The 15057-nt window shown below is 45.2% G+C and carries 13 protein-coding genes and 1 pseudogene; 5 read left to right on the forward strand and 9 right to left on the reverse strand.

Annotated elements, in window-relative coordinates; genetic code table 11:
- Positions 1-146: 146 nt before the first annotated feature.
- The gene (locus QT987_RS21395) at positions 147-668 is read left to right on the forward strand and encodes a pentapeptide repeat-containing protein (RefSeq protein ID WP_333244049.1); all 522 of its coding nucleotides are present in this window, start codon (positions 147-149) and stop codon (positions 666-668) included.
- A gap of 65 nt (positions 669-733) precedes the next feature.
- Here QT987_RS21395 and QT987_RS21400 read toward each other — a convergent pair whose 3' ends face one another.
- The 3 genes from QT987_RS21400 to QT987_RS21410 form a co-directional block, all read right to left on the reverse strand.
- Positions 734-1783, reverse strand: coding sequence for a Fe(3+) ABC transporter substrate-binding protein (locus QT987_RS21400; RefSeq protein WP_333051751.1), 1050 nt, complete (start codon positions 1781-1783; stop codon positions 734-736).
- A gap of 689 nt (positions 1784-2472) precedes the next feature.
- Positions 2473-3948: a glycogen synthase GlgA gene (gene glgA / locus QT987_RS21405; protein ID WP_333244052.1), complete on the reverse strand. Its 1476-nt coding sequence runs from the start codon at positions 3946-3948 to the stop codon at positions 2473-2475.
- A 304-nt stretch (positions 3949-4252) separates the two neighbouring features.
- Positions 4253-4981, reverse strand: coding sequence for an AIM24 family protein (locus tag QT987_RS21410; RefSeq protein WP_333244055.1), 729 nt, complete (start codon positions 4979-4981; stop codon positions 4253-4255).
- Positions 4982-5261: 280 nt separating this feature from the next.
- Here QT987_RS21410 and QT987_RS21415 point away from each other — a divergent pair, with 280 nt between their 5' ends.
- The gene (locus tag QT987_RS21415; RefSeq protein ID WP_333244058.1) at positions 5262-6758 is read left to right on the forward strand and encodes a glycosyl hydrolase family 57; all 1497 of its coding nucleotides are present in this window, start codon (positions 5262-5264) and stop codon (positions 6756-6758) included.
- 127 nt (positions 6759-6885) lie between these two features.
- Here the strand turns inward: QT987_RS21415 and QT987_RS21420 are convergent, their stop codons facing one another.
- Positions 6886-7185, reverse strand: coding sequence for a hypothetical protein (locus QT987_RS21420; protein WP_333051735.1), 300 nt, complete (start codon positions 7183-7185; stop codon positions 6886-6888).
- Positions 7186-7234: 49 nt separating this feature from the next.
- On the reverse strand, positions 7235-7846 hold the full coding sequence (locus QT987_RS21425) for a DNA-3-methyladenine glycosylase (RefSeq protein WP_333244061.1): 612 nt from the start codon (positions 7844-7846) through the stop codon (positions 7235-7237).
- A gap of 20 nt (positions 7847-7866) precedes the next feature.
- Between QT987_RS21425 and QT987_RS21430 the strand changes: the two genes are divergently transcribed.
- A complete protein-coding gene (locus tag QT987_RS21430; RefSeq protein WP_006633228.1) occupies positions 7867-7989 on the forward strand; it encodes a hypothetical protein in 123 nt (40 codons plus the stop codon).
- 427 nt (positions 7990-8416) lie between these two features.
- Here QT987_RS21430 and QT987_RS21435 read toward each other — a convergent pair whose 3' ends face one another.
- Entirely contained in the window at positions 8417-8590 is a 174-nt protein-coding gene (locus QT987_RS21435; RefSeq protein WP_333244064.1) for a hypothetical protein, read from the reverse strand.
- A gap of 308 nt (positions 8591-8898) precedes the next feature.
- Here QT987_RS21435 and QT987_RS21440 point away from each other — a divergent pair, with 308 nt between their 5' ends.
- A complete protein-coding gene (locus QT987_RS21440; RefSeq protein ID WP_333244067.1) occupies positions 8899-9402 on the forward strand; it encodes a hypothetical protein in 504 nt (167 codons plus the stop codon).
- A 108-nt stretch (positions 9403-9510) separates the two neighbouring features.
- Positions 9511-9951 carry a translation initiation factor gene (locus QT987_RS21445; protein WP_333244070.1) on the forward strand — a complete coding sequence of 147 codons (441 nt, stop codon included), beginning with the start codon at positions 9511-9513 and terminating at the stop codon, positions 9949-9951.
- Positions 9952-9964: 13 nt separating this feature from the next.
- On the opposite strand, the gene QT987_RS21450 is transcribed toward QT987_RS21445, so the two are convergent.
- The 3 genes and pseudogenes from QT987_RS21450 to ltrA form a co-directional block, all read right to left on the reverse strand.
- Positions 9965-11059, reverse strand: a complete 1095-nt coding sequence (locus tag QT987_RS21450) for an RNA-guided endonuclease InsQ/TnpB family protein (RefSeq protein ID WP_445300353.1) — start codon at positions 11057-11059, stop codon at positions 9965-9967.
- 22 nt (positions 11060-11081) lie between these two features.
- A pseudogene (locus tag QT987_RS21455) lies at positions 11082-11663 on the reverse strand (IS607 family transposase); the annotation flags it as partial.
- 546 nt (positions 11664-12209) lie between these two features.
- Positions 12210-13889, reverse strand: a complete 1680-nt coding sequence (gene ltrA, locus QT987_RS21460; protein ID WP_333244079.1) for a group II intron reverse transcriptase/maturase — start codon at positions 13887-13889, stop codon at positions 12210-12212.
- Positions 13890-15057: the final 1168 nt, after the last annotated feature.

Below are 15057 nucleotides of genomic sequence, written 5' to 3' on the forward strand. Positions count from 1 at the left end.
TAAAGTCGTCTGAAGACGACTAGACAGCTAGGATTTCAGTCGGTTTCAACCGACTTTAGCTATAAGAGGGGGAATTTATTCCCTGGCGGGTTTCAGGAGAATGTATCAACCCTTCATCCCTCTTCCTTTTTCTTTCATAAATCAAGATGATTAATAAAAATTCAGCAATGTTTATCCGCACTACTGGCACAATTTCCTTGTTACTACTTACTATTTTTGTCACCTTTGGATGCCAAAAACAGGTGGCGGGTCCCCTCGAAACATTACAAAAAACTAAGCAATGTCCAGGATGTGACCTGACTGATACTAAGTTAAGTGACATTGATTTAACAAGCGCTAATCTCAATGGTGCTAAGTTGGAAGGTGCTATGCTAGAAAATGTCAAACTTAATGAAGCCTTACTCGATAGCGTCAATCTCAAAGGTGCAAATTTAAAAGGTGCTTCTCTGGAAAAAGCAGGTTTATTTTCGGCCGATCTCACAAATGCTGATTTGAGTAATGCAAATCTCAAGGGGGCTTTTTTGCGAGGTGCAAAACTGAATAATGCCAATCTTAGTAATGCCGATTTAAGTGAAACTGACTTAAATAGTGCTGATTTGACTGGGGCTAACCTCAAAGGGGCAAACCTGAAAGGCGCTATCATGCCGGATGGTAAAATTAAAAATTAAAGTTGATGGGATTCGGCGGTTGAAACCGCCGAATCACAAAGAGTAGCTTCTTGTTCAAAAAGCCTCTATTTCCATCCGGCCCGATCGGCAACCTTTAAAGCTTCGGGGTTATTTTTCCCAAACACATCAGGGTTGAGAGGGTCAGATTTGAATGTACCAAAACTTGCCACTACAGGATCGATCGCCACACCTGAAATCACAGGGTATTCGTTATTACTCCTAGCAAAAAGCTGTTGCGCTTCGCGGCTGGCTAGGTGTTCCAAGAATTTGATCGCGCCTGCTTTGTTACGGGAGGTTTTGACTACACCCCCACCACTAATGTTGACGTGGGTACCGCGATCGCGTTGGTTGGGGAAAAATACACCTACTTTCGCCGCGATCGCCTTTTCTGCTGGATCTTTCGATTTCATTAAGCGAGCTACATAATAGGTATTAACAATGGCAAGATCGCCTACCCCATCAGCAACAGCCTTGATTTGTGCCGTATCATTTCCCTCTGGAGGACGCGCAAAATTAGCCACCAATCCTCGCGCCCAAGCTTCTGTTTTTTGAGCTCCATGAGCTGCTAACATAGCCCCAACCAGAGACTGATTATAGATATTAGTGGACGATCGCACTAAAACTTTGCCTTTCCACCGAGGTTCTGTCAGCGCCTCATAGGTTGACAATTGGGCAGGGTTCACCTTGCTTTTGTTGTAAACAATCACCCGTGCCCGGCGCGATAGACCAAACCAGAAACCTTGAGGATCTCGCAAACTTGCTGGAATTGCCGATGTCAGGACTGTTGAAGAAACAGGTTGCAGAATACCTGCTTGTTTTGCCCGCCACAAACGCCCACCATCCACCGTGATGAAAACATCAGCGGGGCTATTTGCACCTTCACTTCTGATCCGTTCAATTAGTTGATCGGCATCCGCTTCAACGAGGTTAACCTTGATCCCAGTTTTTTTGGTGAAGCTTTGGTACAACTCATTATCAGTATCGTAGTGACGTGCTGAATAAAGGTTGAGAGTGCCGGTTTGGGCTGCGACAGGGGCTTTTTTGGTTAGTTCCCCCACGGCCACGACAGCCATTGCTGTACCACTGGCAAGAAAAATACGCCGAGAAATGCTCATTGTTCTATAATGATAGATTTTTTCATCTGGTAATTGACACGATGGTCTATCTACAGCCATCTATAGTCATTGCTTTACTATATTAATGCAAGTAATTCTTATTTGATGATCGAGAGAGTAACTATTTTATGGCTGACGCACTGCTGGTCAATCGATTTTAGATTTTAGATTTTAGATTTTAGAGGCGACCCCACGGATAAATGCTCTTTCTTGAGGATTTTCGATTTGAGATTGGGGATTGATTCCACGGATAAATCACGTGGCGGGTACCACCTTTGAAATTCGTGGTCAGAAATCCGGTCTCGACTTTGCTCAACCGGCAGTTTTTTTTACGCAAAGACTTTGTTATAAGGAATGAGAATTAAATAACTTCCACTCTTGAAAGTGGGATGGGCGTCCCGCCCGTCCACTCATGACGGGCTCTTAGGCCCATCCCACAATAACAATTAAAATTGTAAGTTATTTAATTCGCGATCCTTAGCTGTCGGGCATCTTGCGTTGTATTTTTCGCGCGGGCGGGACGCTAGGGCCCCTACTCCCCACAACAATTTCATCTGAGATGTTGCACCATTCTCAATAAGCCTTTTATGAACAGGCTGGACGGCCTGTGAAGCGAGAAAACTCATTCTTTGTGGAACGGGCCCCAGAGTCCGTTCTTGACAATGGTGCAGCATCTGAGATCCTACGGCTTATTTGTGTCTAATTAGCTCGTAAATTTCCACATAGTCTTTAGCTGGATATTTCCACGAATTGTCACAATTCATGCCTTGAAGCATGAGTTTTTCAAATTCATCATGATAGTCATACCACAATCCGATCGCCCGATCGAGCGCCGACTCTAAAGCCGAGTAGTCGGTTTGGTAAAACACGTAACCGTTGCGTTCTGCCGGCAGGTGGCGGGTGTCGTAATCTCGATCGAACACAGTATTCACCAAACCGCCAACTCCCCGCACCACAGGAACAGTGCCGTACCTCAACCCAATCATCTGAGTCAGCCCGCAGGGTTCGTAATTACTGGGAACCACAATCATATCCCCACCCGCGTAAATTAAGTGCGACAGTTCCTCATTAAAACCTAGTTCTAAATGGCAGTCTGGATTATCATTTAAAAACTGTCTTTCGTGCTGGAAATGAGCGTTAATTCCCGCTTCCGTCGCGGAACCCAGAAGCACGAATTGTGCCCCCTTACTCAGAGAGTAATAAATTGCATGGTGGACGAGATGGACACCTTTTTGGTCGTCCAAACGACCGATAAAGGTAATAATAGGCTTGTCAGCATCGCGCAGTAACAGCCGATCGCGCAAAGCTTTTTTAGTTTTGGCTTTTCCTGCCAAATCCTCCTGATTGTAGTGGTGCGGAATATAGCGATCGGTCTCAGGATTCCACACATCGTAATCAATGCCGTTGAGCACCCCGCGAAACTTCTCTTGATATAAATGCAAGGTGTGCCCCAAACCGTAGCCACACTCGCCCATATGAGCTTCCCAAGCATGGTGGGGCGAAACCGTGGTGACAAAGTTCGAGTAAACAATGCCGCCTTTCATAAAGTTGATAGCAAAAGGGTTAAAGTTATCTCGGAGGCGATCGTAATCAAAATAATAATCCGGTCTGTGCAAACCCGTTGCTTCCAAAATATCGCCACCTCCCATGCCTTGATGTTTGAAATTGTGAATGGTATAGCAGACTCTCTGATATTCCATCCAATTGTATTTGTAAATTTCAAACAGCAGGACTGGCACCAAACCAGTTTGCCAATCATGACAGTGAATCACATCGGGACGCTTGTTGCTTCTGAGCAAAAATTCCAAAGCGGCTTTGCTGAAAAATGCAAACCGCATATTGTCGTCATTGCACCCGTAATAACAGCCGCGATTAAAAAAGTTATCTTGAGAGCGAGGTTCGATGAAAAAACACAACTGCCCGTGCACCCACCCGCACAAGACATCACAGAGGATTTCGCCGCCGTACCAGGGCACAGCCAAATCCCGGTAGGCCTCGTGAAGTCCCCAAATGTGGTCGTACCTCATGCAGTCGTACTTCGGTAGAATAATCTCGACGCAGTGGCCGGAATTCTGCAACTCCCGACTCAAACCGTAAACTACGTCACCCAAACCCCCTGCTTTGATGACGGGGGCGCACTCCGAGGCAATTTGTACAATGTACATTTTTTTTTCTCGCTCCTGGATGAATCAAAAAGATATTTTCTTAACATGACAAAGTATATGGTTTCTCGCCAAATAAGCAAGTAGGCCATTGGGAATACAGCGAGATACGCGCAGCTAGCGGATGTTGAGACGGATTTGGGCGATCGGACTGTTGCTTAAAATACAGTTACGGACACGGCACTGCCGTGTCCCTGATGTGCCCAAGTGTAATCGATCGCCTGTGTTTCCAGATTTGGCAAAAATCAAACTAATTGGTCAAGTCCATCCCTTTTTATCGATCGTATCTCCTGTCGCTGTCAATAACTCAACCCAAACCCATAGCATCATTTTCACATACTAATAATTTACCTTTCCCCTGATAATACCAAACATAACCCTCTCCACCCCCTTTGCCAAAATGACCTAATTTTCGATAATCTTCTTCAATCCCCTTGGTAAATCCTTTAACCAAATCGCAATCAGCTATCAAAGTTTCACCTTGTTTTAGTTCCACAATCTTAGCCGGTGAATTTGTAGCAGCTACAACTATAGCTTTTTGCTCGCGCAAAGCTGTAACAGCAATTCTCCACCTACCGTCATTAGAAGCAGCCACTTGTCGGAATTTCAGTTTTTTAGCACCGATAACTACATTGTCCGAACAAAACTGAAATACACCATCATCAAATTCCCACTGCTCCCCATCCGACAGAGCGATCGGCGTATAATGCAGGAAATTCCCTTTTTGTCTCGGTTCCAGTTTCACCGTACCAGTCCCTTGATATACAGGAGCGTTGTAGTCCATTTCCGTTGTTAAAGATACCCACATATCTTTTAAACGGTTATCCGTTTTATAAACACCGGAAGTCAATTTCCCCATACACCAATGCAGCGCACCTTTTTGAATGATCACTCCGGAATTATTCAAGTTAATTTCCGCTTGCTGAACGAGGGGAATATTCTTAGTGGGATGATAAAACTTGTTCGTTTCTGGATTGATATTATTTTGGACATACCACAAATCCGTTGGTTCCAAAACCTTGATTTCGTATTTCATAATTTACCTCGCCTATTTACGTGAAATGTGTTAAACATTTTACCCAAGATTAGGATCTGCCGCGATCCCGGACTTATCCGGTGAAATTTCTCTTTTGCAGACATCCTCTGCTACTGTTAAAGTATCTATAGCAATCCTAAATGAGCAGTAAATTTTTGATCCCACCCCAACACTCCCCTTATCAAGGGGAGGGAGTAAGAAATTTACAAATGATTTAGGATGGCTATAGCTATCTTAGCAATAGCAGACAGCGCCCCTCCACAATGGTTGAGAAAAATTTATGCCTGCGATCGCACAATCTCCCAATTTACCGATTTTACAAGAAATCAACTCAGGATTACCCAATATTTGCGGCTCCGAAGCAGAAATTAAGGCTGCAGCCAATAGCAACGAACCTGTCTTCCTACCTACCACAAATCTGCGCCTGGAAAACATTCAAGCCGGATTCGCCTGCGCCCTCCATATGCACCAACCCACAATTCCTGCGGGTGCAAACGGCGAACTGATCAGCAATCTCCACAATATGTTTGAACATCCCAACCAAGGAGACAACCACAACGCCGGAGTGTTTGCTTGGTGCTATTCTCGCATGGGAGAATTCATTCCCCAACTGATTGCCGAAGGCTGCAACCCGCGAATTATGCTCGATTATTCGGGCAACTTATTGTGGGGATTGCGCCAAATGGGACGCGACGATATCTTTGATAATCTCAAGCGGATTACCTGCGATCCTCAATATCAACCTCACGTAGAATGGCTGGGGACAATGTGGAGTCACGCCGTCATTCCTTCAACTCCCATTCCCGACATCAAACTCCAAATTCAAGCATGGCAACATCATTTTGCAGCCATTTTTGGCATTGATGCCCTCAAGCGCGTCAAAGGTTTTTCGCCCCCAGAAATGCACTTTCCCAATCACCCAGATACACTTTACGAATACATCAAAGCTTTGAAAGAATGCGGCTATCGCTGGCTGATGGTGCAAGAACATTCTGTAGAAAATCCAGACGGTTCGGGATTGTCGCAAGACCAAAAATATATTCCCAACCGTTTGGTTGCGCGCAATTCTCACGGCGAAACAATCAGCATCACGGCTTTGATTAAAACCCAAGGTTCGGATACGAAATTGGTGGGACAAATGCAGCCTTATTACGAAGCAAAAGGACGCAATAAACAGCAAATTGGCAATGTCACAGTTCCTTCTTTAGTCACTCAGATTGCTGACGGAGAAAATGGCGGCGTGATGATGAATGAATTTCCCAGCGCTTTTGTCAAAGCTTGGCACGAAAACCGCGAACAAGGCGGGGGAAAATCCGGTGTTGTTGGTTTAAACGGCACTGAATATTTGGAGATAATTGAAGCGGCGGGTGTTAATCCTGATGATTATCCGATTTGTCAAGGGGTTAACCAGCACAAAATCTGGCACCTAGTCGATGCTGATAGTGCAACACCGGAAAAAGTGGAAAGTGCGATCGCCCAACTCAAGCAAACCGACCATAATTTTCACATGGATGGTGCTTCTTGGACAAACGATTTGAGTTGGGTGAAAGGCTACGAAAATGTCTTGGAACCGATGAATCTACTCAGCGCTGCATTTCACAAAAAATACGATCCGCTGGTGCAGCAAGATGCCACCGTTACTAAGCAGTTTGAATACCAGCAAGCTTTGCTTTACAATTTGTTGGTGCAAACAAGCTGTTTCCGCTATTGGGGACAGGGAACTTGGACTGATTACGCCCGCGAACTTTACAACCGCGGCGCTGCTTTAATGAAGTAGGAGAATTTATTGTAAGGTGCGTCAGAAACAAATTGTTCGATCGGTATCAAATATCGGCGCTGACGCACCCTACGCCTGTTGGCAAAGTCCGAACAATTACCAATTAGTAATTACCAATTACCAACTCCTACATTTCCTGCATCAGCCGCAAGTAATTCTGCCGCATCTGCGTCATATTTTCCATCATTCTATTAGCCATATCTTTCTCAACATCGCTCATTTGCTGCCAAAATAAAGCCGATCGCCTCGCCATAATTGCTTCTTCCCATAGCATCTCCAAAAGTTGCGCCGCCATTGGGTTTTCAGCATCGATAATCCCACACAATTGCTGGAAGGCCCGGTTGGCTTCACTGTGACTACCAACATCCTGAGCCAGCGTCAGGCATTTTTTGAGTTGGACGATCGGGTTTTCAGAAGAGTAAGCCATAATTTCACGAAGATAAGCTACAAAATTTACGCTGATACCTTTGACATTACTAGAGTTGTGACACAGCCGTACAGTTCCCTACATACCAGCGCCAAGGCAAATCCATGCCTTGAGAAATCCCGATCCGCGTAGTTTGGACAAAATTTATTGTACCCTCCTCCACAGCTTGCTGAAATTGCTCGCTCCGGTGTTCCAATCGCAGCGGTTGGCCTGCACCCAAGGGAAAACCGCTTAAAGTTCGATCGATCAGCAGTACCTTACACAGTTTCCCAGGCCCGGCGGCGAGGCGCGATCGCTTCTTCTCAGGAATTGCAGCGAATTCTTGGGGAACCACATCTACCTGCAAAGCTCGAATCAGCACACCACTAGCAACTCCCTCTGCATCCGTCACCACGTTAAAACAGTGATACATCCCGTAAATTAGGTAAATGTAGCTCATACCCGGAGGCCCGAACATCACCTCATTGCGAGGAGTGCGTTGTCGGTAAGCGTGACAAGCGGGATCTCCGGGCCCGTAAGCTTCGGTTTCGACAATCATTCCCCGAATTGTCTCGCCGTCAGGAAACTGCCGCACCAGAGTACAGCCCAGCAAATCTGGCGCTACGCTGGTAGATGGCCGCGCCAGCCAAAAAGATTCTACAATCTGAGTATTTGCACTCACTCAACAACAGCAGGTAAATTATGGACGTTAAGTTAGTTTTAGCAGTCTTGACAGCAGTTTTCACCGTTTGCTGTCTGTTCTTCGGTACAAAAAACGGATTCTACGATACTGACAAGTATCACGGTAACGGTTCTGCTCACTAATTTTAGGCGATTGTTAGTTGCTTAAAAAAACCGCCGCCTGTCAGTCAGCCGGCGGTTTTTTTTATGAACCACAGAGGCCACAGAGGACACAGAGAAAGAGAAACAGAGAGCGGAAAGAATGAAAAGAAGTTGACAAGTAATGACACACCAGATTGTTTTATGGGCTGCCATTAAGGGTGAATTTTGCCATCTGGCATTTTAGTTTCTTGCAAGCTAGGATTCTCGAATTCGGCCCATCCCTGCAAATTTAAGCGAACTGTCGCTCGCCGCACTGTTTGGTTTGCAGCAATTCCTTGAGTTGCTTTTGTTGGTTATAAAAAATTAGATTTTTTGCCACAATAAATACAACTGCGATCGACAATCCAGCAGTAAATAAATTATTTATTTTCCTAAATATCCGAAAAGCTTCGGGGGCTTTGTCTCGCTGTTAAGAGATTTCTACAATAGTGCGATCGACCTCTCCACAATTCCCACAAAAAAATACAGGCATCTCCCACAAGCAGTCTGGCGAAATTAAACACCGCCGATCGACAAATCCCGCCTCCTTTCCCTCGCTAGTGCTGCTTTGAGCTTGGCACTCGCCCCCCTCCGTCTGCTTCACTTTGCTTTGAGCAGTCCATAAACGGAATTTATTTTTACCCGAAGGCGCGCATTTGCATATACCTCCAGACTGAAATAAAAGAAACTTTATTTATATCCCTGGAATGAGTAAATCATCAAGAGATTTGAGGATGATTAATCTAGAAACGCAATACCGTACCTGCGCTGTTGATAAATTCTCAGCAACTACTTTTTTGGTCAAAATTGCTTTGAGAAATTAATTTACTCTAAAAACAGTTGGCAGCAGCTCAGGTTCCTTAACCTCGCCAGAACACACCCTACCTATAATCCCGACAATTCGGAGCGGCAATGAACACAATCAAACCCGAACCCAAAAGATCGCGCTTCATGGCTCTGCTGCTGACAACGCTGCTGACCTTTCCCTTTGTGAGTGCTTGCGGTTCTGACGAGCGAACTTACGCTCCCCCGCCTCCTGTTGACAACACTCGCGCTGGAGGAGTGCAAACTAATCGCGCCCCCACTCCTTCCCCACAAGCGAAAAAAGGACTGAACACGGCTCAAAAAGTAGGGATTACTTTAGCAGGAGCAGCGGCCCTTTACTACATCTACAATCAGTACAAAAATAAACAAGAAAAGGGGCCGCAGGGAAAACATTACCTTTCCAAAAACGGTCGCGTTTACTACCGCGATGCCCAGAATCGCGCGGTCTGGGTAACGCCCCCGCCGGGAGGAATTACAGTTCCGGAGTCCGAGGCAGTGCGTTACCGCGAATTCCAGGGGTACAACAACCAAAATACTGGTCGAGACCTTACTAGCTTGCCTGAAGCTACAAGTCCTGTTCCGGCACAGTAGTCTAAGCATTTGAGATTTTAGATTGCAGGTTCCCTGACTTTCAATTAAATGTGGGATTCCCAATCTAAAACAGTCGTTTTTCAACACCTAAAAAAGAGGAACTTTATCATGGTAGACGGATTTTTGCGGAAGTTAAAAGATGCGATCGTTGGGCCAGACAGCGAGCAATTCGATCCTGACGGCAATTACCAAGATGCCTCAAATCCCGGACAGTACGGCAACGTGACTCCAGCCAGCCAAGACCCCTACGGCGACCCGGCTGAGTACGGACAGTACGGCAACGTGACTCCAGCCAGCCAAGACCCCTACGGCGACCCCGCAGACTACGGACAGTACGGCAACGTGACTCCAGCCAGCCAAGACCCCTACGGCGACCCCGCAGACTACGCCGGTACCGACTACGGACAGTTCGGCAACCTGACTCCGGCCAGCGAAGACCCCTACGGCGACCCCGCAGACTATGTAGCGGATGCTGGAATGTTCGGCAACCTGACTCCGGCCAGCGAAGACCCCTACGGCGACCCGGCGGATGAGGAAGGGTTTAGTTAACTACCAGATACATTTAACCCGGTAAATCCCGAACTAAGCCAGGAATCACCGTGTATGGCAAGATAGAAAAAGCAGCAAGCTCTCCTATCAAGGAGGTATCTCTCAAAGCTTTCAATATTTTATTGAAAGCGCCATTTTTGTCCCTGTCCAGAGTGTGTCCGCACTTTGGACATTTAAATATTTTAGACCCGCCTAATTTAGAATGAACGTGTCCACATTTGGAACAGATTTTCGATGTGTACTCTTCTGTCACGTCTACTACAACACCACCATGCTTGGTAGCTTGATGCTTCAACGTTTGTTTAAAGCGATAATGGCTCAACGTAACCATCGCTCTAGCCGTTTTACTCGCCAACCTGCGTTTGCCTTTTTTGACCATTTGTTGTGTCTCAAAGGTTGGCAAGAAAATTAACTTGTACTTGCTTGTCAAATATTTTGCAGCTTTCTTGTGTAGTTCATTGACCAAGTTTTTAATCTTGCTCCTGATTGGGGCTGCTGATTTTCGCAGGCAATACCTTAGTCGCTTGAACTCTCTCCCTTTACTTACTCCAATACGGGACATTAATTTGTCTAGATGCCTTGCTAGGCGATAGATACGACCGATATCGTTTTTTCCTATTTCGATGAAGTCACTACCATCAAAACCAGTAAGAAAAGTTCTGACACCCGGATCTAAAGCAATAACTAAATCGCTCTCAATTGGCTTGATTTTTGGTACATCAATTGCATAGCAAATAAACCATTGCCTGTTAATCAAGCTAAGTGTCGGTTCGTGCTGCATTACCTCGATAATGGGCTCCGATGACTTGAATGTTAGTTCCTTAGTAGAAAGTGGGTAAAAAGTTCCTAGTTTCCAATTGGACGTTTGAAATCGGATAGTCTCAGATGCGTCGCAACGGCTTCTAAATTTTGCCGTTCCTTTTGTCTTTTTAGCTGCTTTGTGTGCTTCAAAAGCTTGGAACACTGCCATTTGGCGCGGATTGTAAGGTTGTTCAGACACCCAACTAGGGGCTGAGTCCATTATTTTCTTCCTTAAGTCATACTTACCAATTTTTTCATCTTTCAGGATAGCAATTGCTTGATTGTAACACCATCTACTTGCTGCAATCCAACTCCTCCACTTCGCTGCTAGCTTGGTTTCCGGGTAAACTCGAATCTTCTTTGATAGCAGATTTGTATTTTCGCAAACCATAGAGTCGGCTGCTAAAGACGTGGATGATGGCAAGGATATCTTCAACCATTTCTCGTTCTGGAGACAACTCGTTTCTGCTGAGAACCATGAGTTGGCAATTGTTTTGCTCGCAGATCCATTTGATAAGGTCGCCACCAAACCGGCACAGTCTGTCTTGGTGTCCGACCACAACTGCTGAGATATCTCCTGACATGACTTGTCCCAGAAGGGCAAGAAGCGCTTTTCTTTTGAAGTTGAGTCCGCCTCCGATGTCTTTAAAGACTTTAGCTTGCGGATAGAGGCTTTGGAGGTAACTGACTTGCCTATCAAGGTCTTCGCGCTGTTTGTAGCTGCTGACCCTGGCGTAGATGGCTGTAACTCGGTCATGTCCGGTTCCGAGAACGCTGTCGATATCATAGCGTCGCTGGTTAGAGGGAGTTCTGATTGCTGATATTTTGCCGACAAGTTCCCAGTTTCTAAGGGTTTTGTCTGAGACTTGCAAGATTTTGCAAGCTTCTCGTGGTGTGACATATCTGGTCATCGCTAGGGGGTATTTTTGCGTTCTCCAACCATAGTGCCAGGTTCTACAAGGATTTACCAGAATATTCTAAGAAATCGTTTACTTTGTAACATCAGCCGGGAAGTCTTGGGCGTATATTTAGAGGGGATTAATCAGAGCGCGGAGCCCCGTACCCCGTTGGGAATTACTCCTTGGGATGAAAGGCTCGTCGGGTTTCGGTACCGAAACCGACAATTATTCTTTTATACCCCAAGATGCTCGGGAAATACTCTGATACTATATTAGCAAGTGGGGGTGGAACTACCTCACTATAAAAAGCCTTTGAAAAAAAGGAAAAAGAAGCCTGCGGTCTAACTGTACTCAGTTGACCGTCAGGTTTGTTCACTTGATTAGAGTCGATGCCTCAATTGCTTGAGGACACATCTCCTTCAATTAGAGTCGATGCCTGTGTTACCACACGACACCTCTGGTTCAGAACGCGGACGTGCAGCTGGCGGGTAAGAGAGCCTACGTCGCCGTATCTCCCTCCCCTAAGAACCGGACTTGACACTTGTCGCATCATCCGGCTCAAGCCTTTGCCTTCACAGTACGTTTACCACTGTGTACAACTTTATGACAGATTTTGTGTAGGTGCTGGAGATTGTCGATGTCATCCGAGCCTCCTTTTGTCATTGGTACTATGTGATGTGTTTCGATAGCTTCACCATTGCTAAGATATTCGCCACAGATAGGACATTTCCCTCCTTGATTTTGGGCAATTTGGTAATACTTCGACCCTTTTTCCCAGATGGTTTTTCCAGAGTTTGTGGCTCTTTTAGCCCAGTATTTTGTTAGGTTGGGGTCGTCTGGGGATGCTGTTCCTTTTACCTTTATGTGGCGTTCAATGGGTATTTTAGCTATGTTAAATAGGCTAATTTCCTTGTTGTTACCTTTTCTGTCCTTGACATTGCAGGTAAACTCCCACCCTTTGCCTCTAATTTTAAAGTATCGGTTGGCAATCCACCGTTTGCTCTTGTTTGGGTGTCGCCGTTTTGCCCATCGCCAAAGTGCTATCCATACCTCAGAACTGATGTAGCTAAACACTTCTTTGCTGACGGCGTGGCGATAGTAGTTTCCAAAGCCTCGAAGTTTGGGGTTTAATTGTTCAATGACAATTTTCTGTTCTACCGTTTTATTTCTTTTGAGCCATTCCCTGATTTCCTTAAGGAATTTCAGGACTTTCTCTTTTTGCGGTTTTATCAGTAGTTTGCCATTGTATTGTCTGAGATTGAACCCAATAAAATTAAATCCTTCGCTGATGTGTACGATTCGAGTTTTCTCTCTATTTAGTTTTAACCCTTTGTTTGATAGCCATTGTTCAATTTCAGGTCGAATTTTCTCTATGTCTTCTTGACAGGTAGCGGTGACGATGAAGTCGTCTGCGTATCGGACGAAACCATATCTATCGGATTTGTATGAGCCTTTGACCTTCTTGAATTGGCTCAAGAAGTTTTCCAGACCGTGTAAGCCGATATTTGCCAGTAGGGGGCTGATAATGCCTCCTTGTGGCGTTCCGCTTTGTGTTTCATGAAGTTTTCCCTTGTCTATGTATCCTGCTTTTAACCATTGTTTGATTAGGCTGCGGGCGGGGAAATTCCCTATGGAATGTAGGATGGTTTCATGAGTGATATTGTCGAAGAATCCTGATTGGTCGGCATCCAGAACCCATGTGTCTCTATTACCTTGTAGGCGTAGAAAACACTGCTCAATGGCATCGTGGCAACTTCTTCCGACTCTGAATCCATAACTGTTTGCCTCGAAAAGAGCTTCCCAGATTGGTTCTAGAGCGTTCTTAACTATGGCTTGTGCTACTCTATCCTTGATGGTGGGGATGCCTAATGGTCTTTGCTTCCCATTGGCTTTTGGTATATATACTCTTTTGGTGGGTTTAACCTTCCATAGTGTGTGCTGCCCCATTTCTCGGATGAGTTTTACCCGTTGTTCAGGTGTTAATGCTACCTCCTTGTCCACACCTGCTGTTCGTTTTCCTTGATTCAGTTGGGTAACTTTACGCACTGACAAAATTAGATTGTCGAAGCTTCTTAACATCAGTTTTGTAAGGCTTCTGACCTGATTCCACTGACCGTTCTGTGTGGCACGATAAATCCGTTTCCTCAGATGCTTAACATTCTTGACGACTGATTTCCAGTCAATCTGTGACCAGTCGTTAAGTTGTCCAGAGTCTCCGATAACCATAGTGGTTTCCATCTTTCAATCTCCGTTTAGTTTCTTTGGATTCTGTTTATCGTTTAAGACCTGTCAGAAGTGGGCTACCATTTTCAGGTGGTGTGATGTTGGGATATTCCTCAACCCTTATCCTCTGCATTACACAGGGCGTTCGCTTTCTCTGACTTCCTTTACCCCCTAGACAATTCGGCTGTGATTACTCTTGGCTTACTCCCTTGTTTCGACCTTAAGAGAGAGTCTATTGGGCTTACCGTGTTTCGCTTTTGATGACCTGCGAAAAAGGTTAGGGTTCGACTCATACTCCGATAGCTTTTTGAACTTCTTTATTAGACAGCGAAACTTCTAATAATCAGCTATTTACCTTTTGGTTAAGGTGTTCCAGCCTGATTTCACCTTTTCGGATATCACGGAGCTAGATTAGTCGTTTACTTATCGTTAACCCTTCCTTTTCTTCCTCTTGCATACACTACCGATTTAGGCTATCAGCTTAGATGCTTTTGTGGTCTGCACTCCAACGATTTTATTACTTACTTTCGTTGTGACCGGACTCGGATTGAGTCTTTTACACGAGGACTGAGGAGAAGTACCTCAGAGAGAGACGGCTCTCTACTCATCAAATGCGACTTTGCACGTCGCGCTTCACTGCATCCGGCTCCTAGTCTGACACCTAGTAAGTCGGGTTTAACCCGCTGTTCGGACTCTCACCTGACCATGAACGGTCTGATGCTGGTGACATTCACGATGTAGAACTTCCAAATTTATAGGTTTCCAATTGTTATGGTTGCCGTCGATATGGTGTAGTTCTGCAATATCACCTGACATGAACGATAGATTACATTCTGTACATTTGTGATTCTGTTTCTTGAGAAGTCGGGCCGTTATCCCATCGTAGTGAGCATTCTCTCGTTTTGACCAATAAACAAAATCGCCATCATAGGGTGATTTATCTCCCTTGACAATGACAAACTTGCAGGCTGACCAACTAACCGCAGGAAGTGCTCTTTTTATAACCTTATTGGTTTGATAACGGTTGTATCTTCCTTGTTTCCGAATGAATTTCCATAACCAATAGCGCAGTGACCACAGGTTGTGTTGACTCATATCGCAGAATCGTATCCGCTCAATAAGTAGGGGTAGCAGAGAAAAAAAGTAAGCAGAGTAAAAAAAGTGTTATAAAATAGGACACATG

The organism is Microcoleus sp. SVA1B4, from assembly GCF_036700545.1.
Classification (GTDB): Bacteria; Cyanobacteriota; Cyanobacteriia; order Cyanobacteriales; family Microcoleaceae; genus Microcoleus.